16 protein-coding genes are annotated in these 14,366 nt (G+C 57.4%); 9 read left to right on the top strand and 7 right to left on the bottom strand.

Going from position 1 to position 14,366, the window contains the following annotated elements; all coding sequences use genetic code 11:
- Positions 1–124 precede the first annotated feature (124 nt).
- The 3 genes from ACR3E7_RS07360 to tig all read left to right on the top strand — a co-directional run bounded on the left by ACR3E7_RS07360 (position 125) and on the right by tig (position 4,651).
- The gene (locus ACR3E7_RS07360; RefSeq protein WP_480502571.1) at positions 125–1,720 is read left to right on the top strand and encodes an NAD(P)H-hydrate dehydratase; all 1,596 of its coding nucleotides are present in this window, start codon (positions 125–127) and stop codon (positions 1,718–1,720) included.
- A 290-nt stretch (positions 1,721–2,010) separates the two neighbouring features.
- Entirely contained in the window at positions 2,011–3,135 is a 1,125-nt protein-coding gene (locus tag ACR3E7_RS07355; protein WP_170788827.1) for a porin, read from the top strand.
- A gap of 184 nt (positions 3,136–3,319) precedes the next feature.
- A complete protein-coding gene (tig, locus tag ACR3E7_RS07350; protein WP_170782635.1) occupies positions 3,320–4,651 on the top strand; it encodes a trigger factor in 1,332 nt (443 codons plus the stop codon).
- 93 nt (positions 4,652–4,744) lie between these two features.
- On the opposite strand, the gene ACR3E7_RS07345 is transcribed toward tig, so the two are convergent.
- The 6 genes from ACR3E7_RS07345 to rpsF form a co-directional block, all read right to left on the bottom strand.
- Positions 4,745–5,602: an acyl-homoserine-lactone synthase gene (locus ACR3E7_RS07345; RefSeq protein ID WP_480502570.1), complete on the bottom strand. Its 858-nt coding sequence runs from the start codon at positions 5,600–5,602 to the stop codon at positions 4,745–4,747.
- A 97-nt stretch (positions 5,603–5,699) separates the two neighbouring features.
- Complete coding sequence (locus ACR3E7_RS07340; RefSeq protein ID WP_170782633.1) at positions 5,700–6,401, bottom strand: LuxR family transcriptional regulator; 702 nt, start codon at positions 6,399–6,401, stop codon at positions 5,700–5,702.
- A gap of 175 nt (positions 6,402–6,576) precedes the next feature.
- Positions 6,577–7,053: a transglycosylase SLT domain-containing protein gene (locus tag ACR3E7_RS07335; protein WP_480502569.1), complete on the bottom strand. Its 477-nt coding sequence runs from the start codon at positions 7,051–7,053 to the stop codon at positions 6,577–6,579.
- A 152-nt stretch (positions 7,054–7,205) separates the two neighbouring features.
- Positions 7,206–7,829, bottom strand: coding sequence for a 50S ribosomal protein L9 (gene rplI / locus ACR3E7_RS07330; RefSeq protein WP_170782632.1), 624 nt, complete (start codon positions 7,827–7,829; stop codon positions 7,206–7,208).
- Between the two features lie 12 nt (positions 7,830–7,841).
- Positions 7,842–8,069, bottom strand: coding sequence for a 30S ribosomal protein S18 (rpsR, locus tag ACR3E7_RS07325; protein ID WP_005608650.1), 228 nt, complete (start codon positions 8,067–8,069; stop codon positions 7,842–7,844).
- A 27-nt stretch (positions 8,070–8,096) separates the two neighbouring features.
- Positions 8,097–8,450 (bottom strand): 30S ribosomal protein S6, encoded by a 354-nt coding sequence (gene rpsF / locus ACR3E7_RS07320; protein WP_170354526.1) that lies wholly within the window; start codon positions 8,448–8,450, stop codon positions 8,097–8,099.
- Between the two features lie 285 nt (positions 8,451–8,735).
- Here rpsF and ACR3E7_RS07315 point away from each other — a divergent pair, with 285 nt between their 5' ends.
- Entirely contained in the window at positions 8,736–9,254 is a 519-nt protein-coding gene (locus tag ACR3E7_RS07315; protein ID WP_170770483.1) for a hypothetical protein, read from the top strand.
- 126 nt (positions 9,255–9,380) lie between these two features.
- On the top strand, positions 9,381–9,953 hold the full coding sequence (locus ACR3E7_RS07310; protein ID WP_170770485.1) for a YceI family protein: 573 nt from the start codon (positions 9,381–9,383) through the stop codon (positions 9,951–9,953).
- A 68-nt stretch (positions 9,954–10,021) separates the two neighbouring features.
- On the opposite strand, the gene ACR3E7_RS07305 is transcribed toward ACR3E7_RS07310, so the two are convergent.
- A complete protein-coding gene (locus ACR3E7_RS07305) occupies positions 10,022–11,248 on the bottom strand; it encodes a cytochrome b/b6 domain-containing protein (RefSeq protein ID WP_480502568.1) in 1,227 nt (408 codons plus the stop codon).
- A gap of 171 nt (positions 11,249–11,419) precedes the next feature.
- Between ACR3E7_RS07305 and fabD the strand changes: the two genes are divergently transcribed.
- From fabD to ACR3E7_RS07285, 4 genes are all read left to right on the top strand, one after another.
- Positions 11,420–12,358 carry an ACP S-malonyltransferase gene (fabD, locus tag ACR3E7_RS07300; RefSeq protein ID WP_480502567.1) on the top strand — a complete coding sequence of 313 codons (939 nt, stop codon included), beginning with the start codon at positions 11,420–11,422 and terminating at the stop codon, positions 12,356–12,358.
- A gap of 41 nt (positions 12,359–12,399) precedes the next feature.
- Positions 12,400–13,137 (top strand): 3-oxoacyl-[acyl-carrier-protein] reductase, encoded by a 738-nt coding sequence (fabG, locus tag ACR3E7_RS07295; RefSeq protein WP_170782629.1) that lies wholly within the window; start codon positions 12,400–12,402, stop codon positions 13,135–13,137.
- 208 nt (positions 13,138–13,345) lie between these two features.
- Positions 13,346–13,579, top strand: coding sequence for an acyl carrier protein (locus ACR3E7_RS07290; protein WP_008756330.1), 234 nt, complete (start codon positions 13,346–13,348; stop codon positions 13,577–13,579).
- Positions 13,580–13,720: 141 nt separating this feature from the next.
- The gene (locus ACR3E7_RS07285; protein ID WP_480502566.1) at positions 13,721–14,260 is read left to right on the top strand and encodes a GNAT family N-acetyltransferase; all 540 of its coding nucleotides are present in this window, start codon (positions 13,721–13,723) and stop codon (positions 14,258–14,260) included.
- Positions 14,261–14,366: the final 106 nt, after the last annotated feature.

The following is a 14,366-nucleotide window of genomic DNA, read 5'->3' as shown; positions in this document are numbered from 1 at the left end:
AGTTCAGTGGGCAATCGGATTACGGATTTGGTCTGGGTTGGGTGTCTGGAAAAGAAGCTGTAGGTTAAATTTTGGTCGATTTGCACAAAAAGTAATCAAAATTGAATCCGGATGGGGTTTTAAGATGACGGAATTGCTGACCGGAGCGCAGATGCGGGCCATTGAACAGGCCGCGATTGGGTCTGGTGAAGTTACCGGGCTGGAGTTGATGGAGCGTGCCGGGCAGGGCGTCGTCGAGGCGATTTTCGAGGAGTGGCCGGAGTTGGACAAGCGAGGGGCCAGCCCCTCGCGCTCCCCGGGATATTTGGGGCCAGATGAAGAGGATCCGCTGCGCGCTGTGGTGCTGTGTGGGCCGGGGAATAACGGTGGCGACGGGTTTGTTGTAGCGCGGCTTTTGCATGGGCTGGGCTGGGCAGTTGACGTGTTTCTGTATGGAGATGCCGAGAAACTGCCGCCGGATGCTCGGGAGAACTATGGGCGGTGGGTGGAGTTGGGGGCTGTTCAGCATTTGAGCAAACAGGGCGCACTTCAAAATGCGGCAAAGCCCGACATCGTCGTGGATTCGGTCTTCGGTACGGGCTTGGCGCGTCCCATTGAAGGAGAACTAGGGCAGGTCTTGCAGTCCTTGGATGCGTGGATTGCGCTAGGGGGCGTTAAAGTTATCGCGGTTGATACCCCGTCTGGGCTTTGTTCTGATAGCGGTAAGTCACTCGGTCCGTTTGCGGTGGCCTCCTTGACGGTCGCATTTCACCTTGCAAAGCGTGGACATTTTCTTGATCGCGGGGCCATCCAATCGGGCCGCTTGATCGTCAAGTCCATCGGGTTGGCGGAGCATTGGAATAGTCAGGCCGAGCGCCCGGTTTTGAAAATGATCGAAGGTGCTCCAAAGCGCGTGTTCAAGGGGCGCGCAGACCACAAATACACCCACGGCCACGCATTTATCCTCACGGGCGGCGCGGCGAAAACTGGCGCCGCGCGGTTGGCGGCGCGGGGGGCTTTGCGGATTGGGGCTGGGTTGGTGACGCTTGGGGTGCCGGGCTCGGCTCAGATGGAGGTGGCGGCGCAGCTGACGGCCCTCATGGTGCAACGGGTTGATGGGGCCGAGGGGTTTGCGGATGTGCTGGGCGACGAGCGGTTGAATGCGCTGTGTCTTGGGCCTGGAATGGGGGTGGAGCGGGCGCGCGAACTGGTGCCGGTTGCGTTGCAGGCCAAGCGGGCGACCGTGCTGGATGCGGATGCTCTGACGGCGTTTGAGGGTGACCCGGCGGCTTTGTTCTCGAAGTTGCACGACAAGTGTGTTCTGACCCCGCATGGGGGCGAGTTTGCGCGGCTCTTCCCGGATATCACCGAAAAGCTGGCGGCGACGCCGACAAAGGGACCGGCTTATTCGAAGGTGGATGCCACGCGAGAGGCGGCCCAGCGTGCTGGGTGTGTGGTGCTTTTCAAGGGGCCGGATACGGTGATTGCGGCGCCGGATGGTAGATGCTCGATCAATGCGGCTTTTTATGACCGTTCTGCCCCTTGGTTGGCAACGGCGGGGTCTGGAGATGTGCTGGCCGGGTTTATCACCGGTTTGCTGGCCCGCGGGTTCACACCTATGCAGGCGGCGGAAACTGGGGCGTGGTTGCATGTGGAATGCGCGCGCAGCTTTGGGCCGGGCTTGATCGCCGAGGATTTGCCTGAGCAACTGCCATATGTATTGAAAAACATAGATATATGATTGTATATTCGACGTGTCGCCGAACGCTGGTTGCTGCACTGGTAATGGCCGTCTGAAGGGTGAAGCTGACCAATCGACAATTGTGTCTGTGCCTTGGGACGAACCAACCTGGAAGCAAGGGAAGGTTTTGCGAGAAGTAAGAATTTAAAAAGAAGCCAGATTTCGAGGACGCGGTGTGAGGTACGTTACGGAAGGCAATAGGAATCACTTGTGCGTTCAGCGCCCGTCCTAGGCAGGTAGAAGACAAAAAATTGAGCAGCGCCAAAACAGTTTTTCTCATGGTGACTGAAATGACCCAGAATTTTAGAATTCATTCTCTGGCTGCAGTGTTGGCCGTAACGACTGCCGTTCCGGCAATGGCGCAATTGCGATACGACAATAACAGCGGCGGCTATGTCGAGCTCTACGGCCAGATTCACCCGGTCATCGTCTCGGTAGATGACGGGGAAGAAACGGAAACCCGTTTGCTCGACAATGATCTGTCGAACAGCCGTGTGGGGCTTCGCCTGATGCAGCCCTATGGCAGCAACGAGTTCACGTTCTGGTTTGAAACCGGATTGGGGCTGCCCAGCACCGGTTCGGCCAATCAGGACGGCACCAATAATGATGGCTGGTCGCGCGAAGATATTCGCCACGTCGATTTCGCCCTGAAAGGCAGCTATGGCAAATTCTCGGCAGGGCAGGGCAGCATGGCGTCCGATGGCGCGGCCGAGGTTGATCTGTCCTATGTTGGCACTGTGCTGTATTCGTTCACCAATGACGAGAACGGTGCCTTTTTCTATCGCCAGCCCGACGGGATACTGAGCGACATCACGGTTGGAGATTCCGCCGACAACTTTGACGGGGCGCGGCGCGGGCGTATCCGTTATGACACGCCTAGTTACAATGGGTTCTCGGGCGCTATCGCCTATGGTCAGAATATTTTGTCCAGCAGTGACGACGACGATTATTACGATATTGCAGTATCTTACGGAAACACCTTCACAAATGGGATCGAGTTTGCGGCCACAATCGCCTATGCGGTGCGCGACTTTGATGATGGGTCAGGTGAACGTCGGGATACGATCGGATCGGCCTCGGTGCTGCTGCCGAGCGGGTTCAGTTTCACGGCGGCTCTGGGGACGCGGGACAATACCTCTGATGGGGCTAGCGATCCGGATTATTGGTACACAAAGATCGCCTATGAGACCGATTGGGTGTCTTGGGGGCAAACCGGTATCGGGATCGACTATTTCGACGGATCCGATTTCCAGAATGAAGGATCAAGCACCAAATCCTGGGGCATCGCGGTTGTGCAGCGGATCGACAGCATCAACACGGATGCCTATCTGAAATACCGCCGCCACGATTTTGACGATATGGTCGATTTCGACGAGAACGAAGCCTGGGCTCTGGGCGCGCGCTGGCGGTTCTGAGACGACAGTTGCAGCCAACAACAAACGCTCCGGCCCAGTCCGGGGCGTTTTTTCTTCAAATCCGCGGCAAAACAAGGCTGATCGGGCAGTTGCCCCTTGCACGTTGGGGGCAGGGCAAATAGAAGGCCTCAAATTTGCCCGGCGCGCCGTTTTGCGCGCCCCGAATCCTATGGGGACTACCATAATGCAGGTTACCGAGACGCTGAACGAAGGTCTGAAACGCGGTTACAATATTGTCGTTTCCGCAGCTGAGCTGGACGACAAAGTGAATGAAAAACTGGTCGAGGCACAGCCGGAAATCGAAATGAAAGGTTTCCGCAAAGGCAAAGTGCCGATGGCGCTGCTGAAAAAGCAGTTCGGCCAGCGCCTGCTGGGTGAAGCGATGCAGGAAAGCATCGACGGTGCGATGAACAAGCACTTTGAGGATAGCGGCGACCGTCCTGCGCTGCAGCCCGAGGTCAAGATGACCAACGAGGACTGGAAAGAAGGCGACGACGTCCATGTCGAGATGTCCTATGAGGCGCTGCCTGCCATTCCTGAAGTTGACCTGAAATCGGTCGAACTGGAAAAGCTGGTCGTCAAAGCCGACGACGCGGCGATCGAAGAAGCGTTGAACAACCTGGCTGAAACCGCGCAGGATTTCAAAGCGCGCCGTAAAGGCTCGAAAGCCAAGGACGGTGATCAGGTCGTGATCGACTTCGTTGGCAAAGTAGACGGCGAAGAATTCGAAGGCGGTTCGGCCGAGGACTACCCGCTGGTTCTGGGCTCGAATAGCTTCATCCCCGGCTTTGAAGAACAGCTGGTTGGCGTGAAAGCCGAAGAGGAAAAAGACGTCAACGTCACTTTCCCGACCGAATACGGTGCCGAGCATCTGGCCGGTAAGGAAGCTGTTTTCACCTGCACCGTCAAAGAAGTGAAAGAGCCTGTCGCCGCCGAGATCAACGACGAGTTGGCCACCAAATTCGGTGCCGAAGATCTGGATGCGCTGAAGGGTCAGATTTCGGAGCGTCTGGAAGCCGAATACAACGGCGCATCGCGGGCCGTGATGAAGCGCGCTCTGCTGGACGTGCTGGATGAGAAAGTGTCGTTCGACCTGCCACCGTCGCTGGTAGAAGCCGAAGCCAAGCAAATCGCGCACCAGCTGTGGCACGAGGAAAACCCCGATGTCGAAGGTCACGATCACGACCCGATCGAGCCCACGGACGAGCACAACAAACTGGCCGAGCGCCGCGTGCGTCTGGGTCTGCTGTTGGCGGAGCTGGGCCAGAAGGCCGAGGTTGAAGTCACCGATGCAGAGATGACTCAGGCGATCATGAATCAGGCGCGTCAGTACCCTGGTCAAGAACGTCAGTTCTTTGAGTTCGTGCAGCAGAATGCCCAGATGCAGCAGCAACTGCGCGCGCCGATCTTCGAGGACAAAGTCATCGACTATATCGTCGAGCTGGCTCAGGTTGCTGACAAGGAAGTTAGCAAAGACGACTTGCAAAAAGCTGTTGAGGCGCTGGACGAGGAATAATCCTTTGTCGCCCGCGTAGCCGGGCAAAAGAATACGGAGCCGCCTGATAAAGGCGGCTCCGACTAAGTGGCTCTAACTTCTGAGGTGAGGGGGTCAGGCCCCATGAGCTAGAGCACGGGGGGAACGCATCAGGGCTATCTTCTGCTCGGGTGTGAACTTGTCCGAGAGTTCTTCTATCAAGCGCAATACGGCATTGAACTCTTCCCGGGTGGTTGCGGCGCTCATTTGTTCTACGAAGTATTTTTCCATTTGACTCAGTGGCTTGTGATCGAAGTTTGCGGGTTTGGGTTGTGGTTTGACGTTGGACTTGGCGAAAAGCTGGAGCGCTTGTTCGTCGGTCAGAAACACGTCATGGGCGATGCCAGCATAGTCGCGAATTCCTGAAATACGCTCGTCCGAGCAATCCATGAGGGCGGCCATCGCCACCACTTTCCCCATGGGTTTCGCGGTGCCCAGATAGTCATAAGGCGCGTTCCCGGATCGTTGCAGGACGCGGTTCATCACCGGGTCGATAACAGCGATCGAGTCCAGCACTCCGGCTGTCTTGGCGTATTCGAACGAACCGATCATGACCTCGCTGGTGACATAGGAGACCGAATTCTCACCCCTCCCGCGCCCCAACTTTTTAGTGTCGACACAAAACCGGGTTGCCTCCCAAATCTGGGCGCTGCGCACAGGCGGCTCGCCATCCAGGATCGCGTTAAACACATCGGCCAGCATATGAGGCCCTGTGGTCTGCAGCAGACGCATACAGCCAACGACGTTCCCCTCGTCGTTCAGACTGACCACGTGTGCAGGATTGAGCGTATCGAACCTGTCGATCTCGCGCCCGTTCTGGATGGTTACGTCCCATCCCAAGCGGTCGCCGAAAACCCGTGCGCGCAGTTGATACATCTCATCCAAGATGTCTTTGAATTTGTGTTGGTTCATCCCATCAATCACGATGATCATGTTCCATCCCCCTACAGATTGGTTACCGTGAACAGAGGATTAACAAAGTTGTGATCTGAGACTATTAGGGGATTCCCGTAGAATTTTAGTTTTTTTGTTAACCAGGAGCTATCAGGCCGAGACTTACGGCCCGTCCGATCGCCTGTGGCGTGGTCAATGCGCCTAGTTTTTCGCGACCCGACCGCATATGCACTTCGACGGTCCGGTGAGAGATGGACAGGATATCACCGATATCCTGCTGAGATTTACCCACGGCTGCCCATTGAAGGATCTCTTTCTCGCGCGTTGACAGGGCAGGTAGGTATAGTGCTTTGCCCAACAAACCCGACTGCATGACCGTGTCATGGGCGTGCACGGCGGCAAGTTGCAGGTCCCCCATCACGTGCCGCTTGAGCTTGTCCCATTCGTCGTCCGAGCAGTCACGCGTTACGTTCAGCAGCCCGCATTCGCCGTAAGGGCCGCGCACCGGAACCGAAAGGCCTCGGGTCGTGATGCCAAAGTCATGGGCGTCCCGAAACACGGTGTGGAACTTGTCATCATGGTTAAAGCGACCCCAGTCTACGGGGGCGATACTGAGCACGGATTGATACAAAGTCGGGTCAAATTTATGAAAACCCTGCGTACCATAGTGAATCTTCCATTCGTCAGGATAGTTCGCGTAGCCTTGAACATCTCCCTTTACGGGGTTGAATGTCGCATAGGATGCGTAATCAAAGCCAAGCTCGGAACAAACCGCGTCAATTATGTCAGCGGCTGACTTTTCCTCGTGGTCGATAGCGGCCAAGTCGATCAGCTTCAACTTTTCAACCTTTACGGAGGTTAACCTCGGTTCAGAGGTTAACGGCGTTAATGATCAGTAAATCTTACGAGGCGTAAGGCAGCGCGCAAGCAGTTTGTTCACATGTGTAGTGTTATTATCCGCCATTCGCGACGTCATAACGCATTAATACAAGGTTTTTGGCGGCCTCGGAGGGCTATTCGGGAACCAACCCTGTTTCAACCAACAATCCGCGTGCTTTTGCCTCGGGCCAGTAGCCTTTGGCATAGAGAAAGATCGCGCGTTGCTGATCGCCGTCGGACAGCAGCCATGCGCCGCGCAGGTACTTGCCGGCAAATTCCAAATTGGTTTCGGCGTCGAGGAGCCCCTGCGGATCGCCCTGGTAGCCCATGGACCGTGCAGTGGCCGGAAGGATTTGCAGCAGCCCGTAATAGGGTCGGTTCACGGCCCAGGGGCGATGCGTACTTTCGCGAATAGCCAGTTTGTGCACCAGCTCGCGCGGCAATTCGTAGTGATCGGCCCATTTATTGATCGATGCCCGCAGCTCGGGCGTTTCGTTCGGGTAAAGGGGGGGATCAAAGGCCGCACGCGTCGGTGTGTCGGGTGTGCCGCAAGCCACCAGCGGTGCGGCAAGAAGAAGGGCTAAGACACTGCGGCGCGGGATCTGAGTCATCAAGGGCTCCGGAGTTTTGGACGAAATACTAGGAAACTTGTCTCTGGCCGCAAGGGTAGCTGGAAATTCAGGCTGAATTATGCCGCCCAGTTCGTGAATGAAAAAAGGCCGCCCAAAATGGCGCGGCCTTTTCGAAGTTCACAGGTTGAAGGTTACGCTTTCGCGTCGTCTTCTTCCGCAGCCGGTGCTTCTTCGGCAATCAGGTCTTCGTCGTCAGACGCGGCGGAACCGATATCGTCGAACAGCTCGGCGATTTCGAATTCAGCGGCGGCTTCTTCTTCAGCGGCCAGTTCCTGGATCGATTTACCCGAAGCTTGCAGTTCGGCTTCTTCTTCCGAACGGGCGACGTTCATCTTGATTTCAACTTCGACCTCGGGGTGCAGTTTGACTGCCAGCGAATGCAGACCCAGCTCCTTGATCGGTGCGATCAGGGCGATCTGTTTCTTGTCGACGGTGAAGCCAGCTTCGGTCGCGGCCTCTGCAGCGTCACGCGGAGTGACCGAGCCGTACAGAGCACCGGCATCCGACGCCGAGCGAATCACGATGAACTGCTGACCGTCCAGCTTTTCAGCCAGTGCTTCAGCTTCTTTCTTGGTTTCCAGGTTGTGCGCTTCAAGCTGCGCCTTGCGGGCTTCGAACGAGGCGATGTTCGACTCGGACGCGCTCAGAGCTTTGCCTTGGGGCAGCAGGAAGTTGCGGGCGTAGCCGGGCTTGACGTCAACGACGTCGCCCATCTGACCCAGTTTCGCAACGCGTTCCAGCAGGATAACTTGCATATCAGTCTCTCCTTACTTCACGGCGTAGGGCAGCAGGGCGAGGAAGCGGGCGCGCTTGATAGCACGGGCCAGTTCACGCTGCTTTTTCGCCGAAACGGCGGTGATGCGCGAGGGAACGATCTTGCCACGCTCAGAGATGTAGCGCTGCAGCAGACGAGTGTCTTTATAGTCGATCTTCGGCGCGTTCTCGCCCGAGAACGGGCAGACCTTGCGGCGGCGGAAAAATGGTTTTGCGGCCATGGTTTATGTCCTTTCGTCAGGCGTTGATCAGCGGCGCTCGCGGCGGCCTTCGCGCTCGTCGCGCTTCTGCATCTGGACCGAGGGGCCCTCGGCATGTTCGTCGACCTTGATGGTCAGAACGCGCATGACGTCTTCGTGCAGGCGCATCAGGCGCTCCATTTCCTGAACCGCGCCAGCAGGCGAGTCGGTTTTCAGGAAGGCATAGTGGCCTTTGCGGTTTTTGTTGATCTTGTAGGCCATCGTCTTGACACCCCAGTACTCGCTTTCGACGACGTTGCCGCCGTTGTCAGCCAGAACAGTGCCGAAATGTTCGACAAGGCTTTCTGCCTGCGCGTTGGACAGATCCTGACGCGCGATCATTACATGCTCATACAGTGGCATGTGCACTCCTGTTTATATCAAGGCGCATTTCATAGGCGGGGCCGTTTGGTCCTTCGCGACCCTGCCACGAGAGGCTGCGCGATTCATGTGATTAGCGAAGGATGGCCCCGTATACACGTTTATGGCGGCGGGGCAAGACCTGACACACGTGCCTTGGTGAAGTCCTGCTATTTCCTTTGCACCGCCCAATTCCTGACGCTTTTCAAGTCGATCTTGAATTTCATACCGGGGACAGACCGGACACACCGGACCCACGACGGCAACCTGAGAAACAGGGTGAGAGAAATGACCGCGATGAATACGAATACACTTGAACAGTCGGCGACCGGCGCGCGTTTTGAGAAATCCGTTCCAGTTCTGATCACATTCGCTCCGAACTGGAAAGTGCGCATGATTTTGGCGCGCATGGTTGGTGCCTTTCTGATCGTGATGTCCTTTTCCATGTGGCTGGCACCGGGTTCGGCCATGGCCGCCGAAGTTTGGCCGATCAAGATGGCAGCGTCGCTTGCTTTCCTGATCGTTGGTGTCAGTCTGCTGACCATTCAGATGCTGGACTCGCGTCCCGATGCCTATTTTGACCCGATCCGTCGCGAAGTCCGCGTTCTGCAAAAGAACGAAAACGGCCGCCCGCAAACGGTTCTGCGCCGCAGCTATGACACGCTAGGCGGTGCCAAATTCAGCGATGATCAAGTCGAACTGTTTGATGTCGATGGCAGCCTGCTGATGAAGCTGCCCCTGCAGTCGGCGGATGTCAGCCGAGCGCTCAAGGGTCAATTGAGTGGAAGTGTAACAATCTTCGCCTGAATTTTATTCTGTTCATATAGGAACAGAAGTTGTGAGCGAATAAAGCTTGTGTGCCGCCCCTTGGCGGCACATTTTCGTTGCCGAGCAACCCAACAGGTTTGCATCCACAACATTGCGGAGTTTGTCATGAAACCCATCCTTCTTGCTGCTGCACTGGCCGTGTCGGCGACTTCGGCGTTTGCAAGTGCCGAGAAATACGTTCTGGACCCAAGCCACAGCCAGGTCATTTTCAACTATAACCACCTTGGTTTTTCGACCACCTATGGCATGTTCTCGGGCTTTGAAGGCGAGATCCTGTTCGACAAGGAAAACCCGGCTGCGTCCAGCGTGACGGTTTCGATGCCCGTTATCGAGATGTTCACGGGCTGGAAACCGCGCGAAGATCACTTCATGACCGAAGACTTTTTCGGAGCCGCTGAAGGCGATCTTGTCACCTTCACGTCCACCAGCATCGAAGTGACAGGCGAGAACACCGCCAATATCACCGGCGATTTGACCATGAATGGTGTAACCAAATCGGTCGTACTGGACGCCAAGCTGAACCAGGCGGGTGAGCATCCGATGGCAGGCAAGCCGTGGGCTGGCTTCGACGCGACGACCACTCTGATCCGCAGCGATTTCGATCTGGGTCAGTTCGCACCCTTCGTGGGTGACGAGGTTAATGTTCAGATCTCGGTCGAGGCGCAGAAAGCCGAGTAAATAAGGCTACTATTCTAGAATCGAAACCGCCGGAGCTTTTTGCCTCGGCGGTTTTCGTTTGTTCGCCGCTATTCACCGCGCGTAGCAGTCAGCTCGACGCTTACAGTGACTGCGAAGCCCAGTGAAGCTTCGGTGGGTTGCGATGTGCCCACATCGAAATCCATGCGGTTCAACTCCAATTCACCAGAAACCGTCGCGGTGTCACCTTGCAAATCCAGAGTGAACGGCAGCACAAGGTCCAAGGACTTGTCGCGGATGGTCAAGGGGCCGCGTGCCTCATACCCGGTTTCGGTTTTGAATAGATCTGCCTTAAACAGCGCCGTGGGATATTGTGCGCTGTCGAAAAAATCCGCGCCCATAGCTTGATCACTGACCGTGCCTAGGCTGAGCGACGGGATTGAGATCGTCACCTCGACCGAACCGGCCAAACCGGGCTCGGCGGGCTCATCAAAGGCTATGGCGGCCGTCCAGTCCTGGAAGCTACCGGTGACTGGGCTACCCAGCTGGTTGATGGTAAGGCCCAGAGTTCCTTCCTGAACCTGCCAGTCCGATTGGACTTCGGCCAGTGCCGTGGCTTCGCCCTGAGCGTAAGAGTGATGGCTGAACGCGCCGATGCCCCAGCCGCCGACCAAAACCGCACCCCAGACGACGAGCGCGGCAAGCGCGGGTGTCTTCGAATGGTGTTGGGCCGGGGGCTCGGGGGCCTGGGCTGAGCCAGGCAGCATACGCCGCAATGTGCTGTCTTTGTCGATGACGTGGTGTTTCAGCGCCCCGGCAATATGCAGCACAAGCGCGCCACCTAGGGTCCAGACGAACAGCCAGTGCAGGCTGGCGGTGAATTCGGCCAGATGCTGGGATTTGGGGACTAGCGGCAGGTTTTGACCAAAGGGCCAAAGGATCGGCGCGAACCCTTCGGCTGCGGCGTGGTGTATCCAGCCGGTCAGCGGTGCCAGCACCAACGAGCCGTAAAGCAGCCAATGCACGGTTTCGGCAGCAAAGGCCTCGGGCTTATTGTCGGCGTTCAGTAGGCCGGGTTTGGTTTGGGTCAGGGCCCAGAGAATGCGAGCAAGGGCTACGAAAAAGACGGCAACGCCCAATGTTTTGTGCAGTGAGAATAGGCGCGCCGCGCGGGTGATGTCATCCTCGGTCGTCGGGATGTTCGGGTCATATATGGCCTGCGCCAGATCATTGGCGAAATAGCCCAGCGGAAAGGCGGTGAAGATCAGCAGGGCGGTCAGCCAGTGGAAGGTCTTGGTGACGCTGCCATAGCTGGAAAACGTGTTGGTCGAGGGCATCGGGTGCTCCGGCGAAAAGATGGTTGGGTTCAACCTATCGCCGTGAGGGCAGGACTCAAGGGCGCAGGGCGCACAGATACGGTGCCTTTGTGCAGAGATCAGGCAATGCTTGTGCCGCGCGATCACACAGTTTACACCCCGCCGCAACCTAACGTCATCCAAGAGGTTGCAATGACACGCGCATTTGTTTTCCCGGGGCAGGGCGCCCAGACCATCGGAATGGGCAAAGCTCTGACCGAGGCTTACCCCGCTGCTCAGGCGGTGTTCGACGAAGTGGACGAAGCCCTGGGCGAAAAGCTGAGCGGCCTGATTTGGGACGGCGATATTGCTGAATTGACCCTGACCCAAAACGCACAACCTGCGTTGATGGCAACGTCAATGGCGGCAATGAGGGCGCTGGAGGCCGAGGGCGTCTCAGTCACCGATGCAGCCTTTGTGGCCGGGCATTCGCTGGGGGAATATTCCGCGCTGGCCGCTTCTGGTGCGCTGTCGGTTGCAGATACTGCGCGTCTTCTGCGGACCCGTGGTCAGGCGATGCAAAGCGCCGTGCCGGTGGGCGAAGGTGCGATGGCGGCGATCCTTGGGTTGAACCTTGAGGCCGTGCGCGCCGTGGCGGACGAGGCCGCGCAAGGTGAGGTTTGTCAGGCTGCAAACGACAATGACCCTACGCAGGTTGTGGTCTCGGGCGCGAAGGCCGCTGTGGAACGTGCGGCCGAGATTGCTAAGGAAAAGGGCGCCAAGCGGGCCGTCATGCTGCCTGTCAGCGCGCCTTTCCATTGTGCGCTGATGCAGCCTGCTGCCGACGTGATGGCCGAAGCTTTGGCAGGGGTTGAAATCAAAGCGCCTGCCGTGCCGCTGATTGCCAATGTACGCGCCGAAGCAGTCAGTGACCCCGATCTGATCCGACAGTTACTGGTCGAGCAGGTCACCGGCTCGGTCCGCTGGCGCGAAAGCGTGCAGTTTATGGCCGCGCAGGGCGTGACCGAGACGTGGGAGATCGGGGCAGGGAAAGCTCTGTCCGGGATGATCCGCAAAATCGACCGTTCGATCGCGGGTAAAGCTGTCGGCACGCCAGATGACGTGCAGAATGTGACACAAGCCGAATCGTAAGACACCGCGCGTCGCGTGGCGCGTAGCTAAAGGATAAGAGAATGTTTGATTTGACAGGTAAGAACGCACTGATCACCGGTGCCTCGGGCGGGATCGGTGGTGAGATCGCGCGCTCTCTGCACGCTGCCGGTGCTACGGTGGCGCTTTCCGGCACACGGATTGAACCGCTTGAGGCGCTGGCCGCTGAGTTGGGCGACCGTGCCCACGTGCTGCCCTGTAACCTGAGCGACCCTGAGGCTGTGGCCGCACTGCCCAAGCAGGCGGCGGATGCGATGGGGTCGGTCGATATTCTGGTCAACAACGCGGGTATCACCCGCGACAACCTGTTCATGCGTATGTCGGATGACGAATGGCAGAGCGTAATCGACGTCAACATGACCTCGACCGCGAAACTTTGCAAAGGCGTGCTGCGCGGCATGATGAAGGCGCGTTGGGGTCGGATCATCAACATCTCGTCCGTGGTGGGCGCGACGGGCAACCCCGGTCAGGCGAATTATGCGGCGTCCAAAGCGGGGATGGTCGGGATGACCAAGTCGCTGGCATACGAGGTTGCAAGTCGCGGAATCACGGCCAATGCGGTGGCTCCGGGCTTTATTACTACGGCGATGACCGACAAGCTGACCGACGATCAGAAGGCGGGCATTCTGGGTCAGGTCCCGGCCGGACGTATGGGGGATGCATCGGAAATTGCTGCGGCAGTTCTGTACCTTGCCAGCCCCGAGGCCGGATATGTGACCGGAACCACCTTGCATGTAAACGGCGGTATGGCCATGTTGTGACCACCTGTCGGGGCAGGCGCGAAAGCGTTTGCCTTGGGCGTTGTCTGTGCTATAGGCGGCGCATCAATTCGGGGGTCGGCCATAGGGTCGGCCTTCTAGTTTCCCGGCAATCGGGAACCCAAACCGCCCAGACGGGCACATCAAGGCCAGCCTGAGCGGGCAAGGGCAGAACCGGGCACTATGCCCTGAAATGGAATGAGGAATAGACATGAGCGACGTCGCAGATCGCGTTAAGAAGATCGTTGTTGAGCACCTGGGTGTTGAAGAAGACAAAGTAGCGGAAAACGCTTCCTTCATCGACGATCTGGGCGCAGACAGCCTGGACACCGTTGAGCTGGTTATGGCCTTCGAAGAAGAGTTCGGCATCGAGATCCCTGATGACGCAGCCGAGACCATCCAGACCTTTGGCGACGCCGTCAAATTCATATCTGAAGCGTCCTAAGACCTTCGAAATCTTATGAAAGCGGCGCTTCCGGGCAACGGAGGCGCCGTTTTTTGTTGCATGACGCGTATTCAGGCTTGTCAGATGTACATTTCGCACGCACGCTTTCCGCTGAGGCAAAAATTTCAGAGCGGGCAGGGCATGATACGATCCACCCCGATGATAAACACGGCACGCTTGACGCTTTGCGCCATGCGGCCTGAGGATTTCAACCGGTTCGCCGAGATCTGGCGTAACCCGTGTGTCGTGCGGCATATTGGCGGCAAACCGCGATCGCGTGGCGAAGCGTGGGATTCGTTTTTGCGCAATGCCGGGCATTGGCAGATGGCCGGGTTTGGTCAGTGGGCAGTGATTCAGCAATCGAATCGGCAGATGATTGGGCAGGCCGGCTTTTTCTATGGCAACCGTGCGTTGGGCGAGGATTTTGACAGTTTTCCCGAGGCAGGTTGGGTTCTGGCCCCCGAGGCACAGGGACAGGGCATGGGGCTTGAGGCCGCTCAGGCCGCGCATGACTGGTTTGACCGCATCATGCCGGGGCCATTGGTTGCAATGATAAATTCCGAAAATGAGACTTCGCAAAGATTGGCGGAAAAACTGGGGTACCAGCCTCTGCGCGACTGCGATTATCAAGGAACTGCGGTAAAATTGATGCGTCGAACAGGTCCACCGACACGTCACTGATCCCCGTGCTGCGATGCCGCAAAATGCCCGTGGTTTGCCGAAACTGGTTGCCGCACGGGTAATTTCTTCGGCTATGATACTGGGGTATAGCACAAGGATTGAGCGG

The organism is Ruegeria sp. BK1 (genome assembly GCF_056535645.1).
This window is presented reverse-complemented; position numbering and strand designations above follow the sequence as displayed.

Coding starts and splice junctions, on each gene's coding strand:
- ACR3E7_RS07335 (WP_480502569.1), bottom strand. CDS start 7,053: ATGACTCAGATCCCGCGCCGCAGTGTCTTAGCCCTTCTTCTTGCCGCA.
- rpsF (WP_170354526.1), bottom strand. CDS start 8,450: ATGCCACTGTATGAGCATGTAATGATCGCGCGTCAGGATCTGTCCAAC.
- ACR3E7_RS07315 (WP_170770483.1), top strand. CDS start 8,736: ATGACCGCGATGAATACGAATACACTTGAACAGTCGGCGACCGGCGCG.
- ACR3E7_RS07345 (WP_480502570.1), bottom strand. CDS start 5,602: ATGATCATCGTGATTGATGGGATGAACCAACACAAATTCAAAGACATC.
- ACR3E7_RS07355 (WP_170788827.1), top strand. CDS start 2,011: ATGACCCAGAATTTTAGAATTCATTCTCTGGCTGCAGTGTTGGCCGTA.
- ACR3E7_RS07310 (WP_170770485.1), top strand. CDS start 9,381: ATGAAACCCATCCTTCTTGCTGCTGCACTGGCCGTGTCGGCGACTTCG.
- fabG (WP_170782629.1), top strand. CDS start 12,400: ATGTTTGATTTGACAGGTAAGAACGCACTGATCACCGGTGCCTCGGGC.
- ACR3E7_RS07290 (WP_008756330.1), top strand. CDS start 13,346: ATGAGCGACGTCGCAGATCGCGTTAAGAAGATCGTTGTTGAGCACCTG.
- ACR3E7_RS07285 (WP_480502566.1), top strand. CDS start 13,721: ATGATACGATCCACCCCGATGATAAACACGGCACGCTTGACGCTTTGC.
- rpsR (WP_005608650.1), bottom strand. CDS start 8,069: ATGGCCGCAAAACCATTTTTCCGCCGCCGCAAGGTCTGCCCGTTCTCG.
- fabD (WP_480502567.1), top strand. CDS start 11,420: ATGACACGCGCATTTGTTTTCCCGGGGCAGGGCGCCCAGACCATCGGA.
- ACR3E7_RS07305 (WP_480502568.1), bottom strand. CDS start 11,248: ATGCCCTCGACCAACACGTTTTCCAGCTATGGCAGCGTCACCAAGACC.
- tig (WP_170782635.1), top strand. CDS start 3,320: ATGCAGGTTACCGAGACGCTGAACGAAGGTCTGAAACGCGGTTACAAT.
- rplI (WP_170782632.1), bottom strand. CDS start 7,829: ATGCAAGTTATCCTGCTGGAACGCGTTGCGAAACTGGGTCAGATGGGC.
- ACR3E7_RS07360 (WP_480502571.1), top strand. CDS start 125: ATGACGGAATTGCTGACCGGAGCGCAGATGCGGGCCATTGAACAGGCC.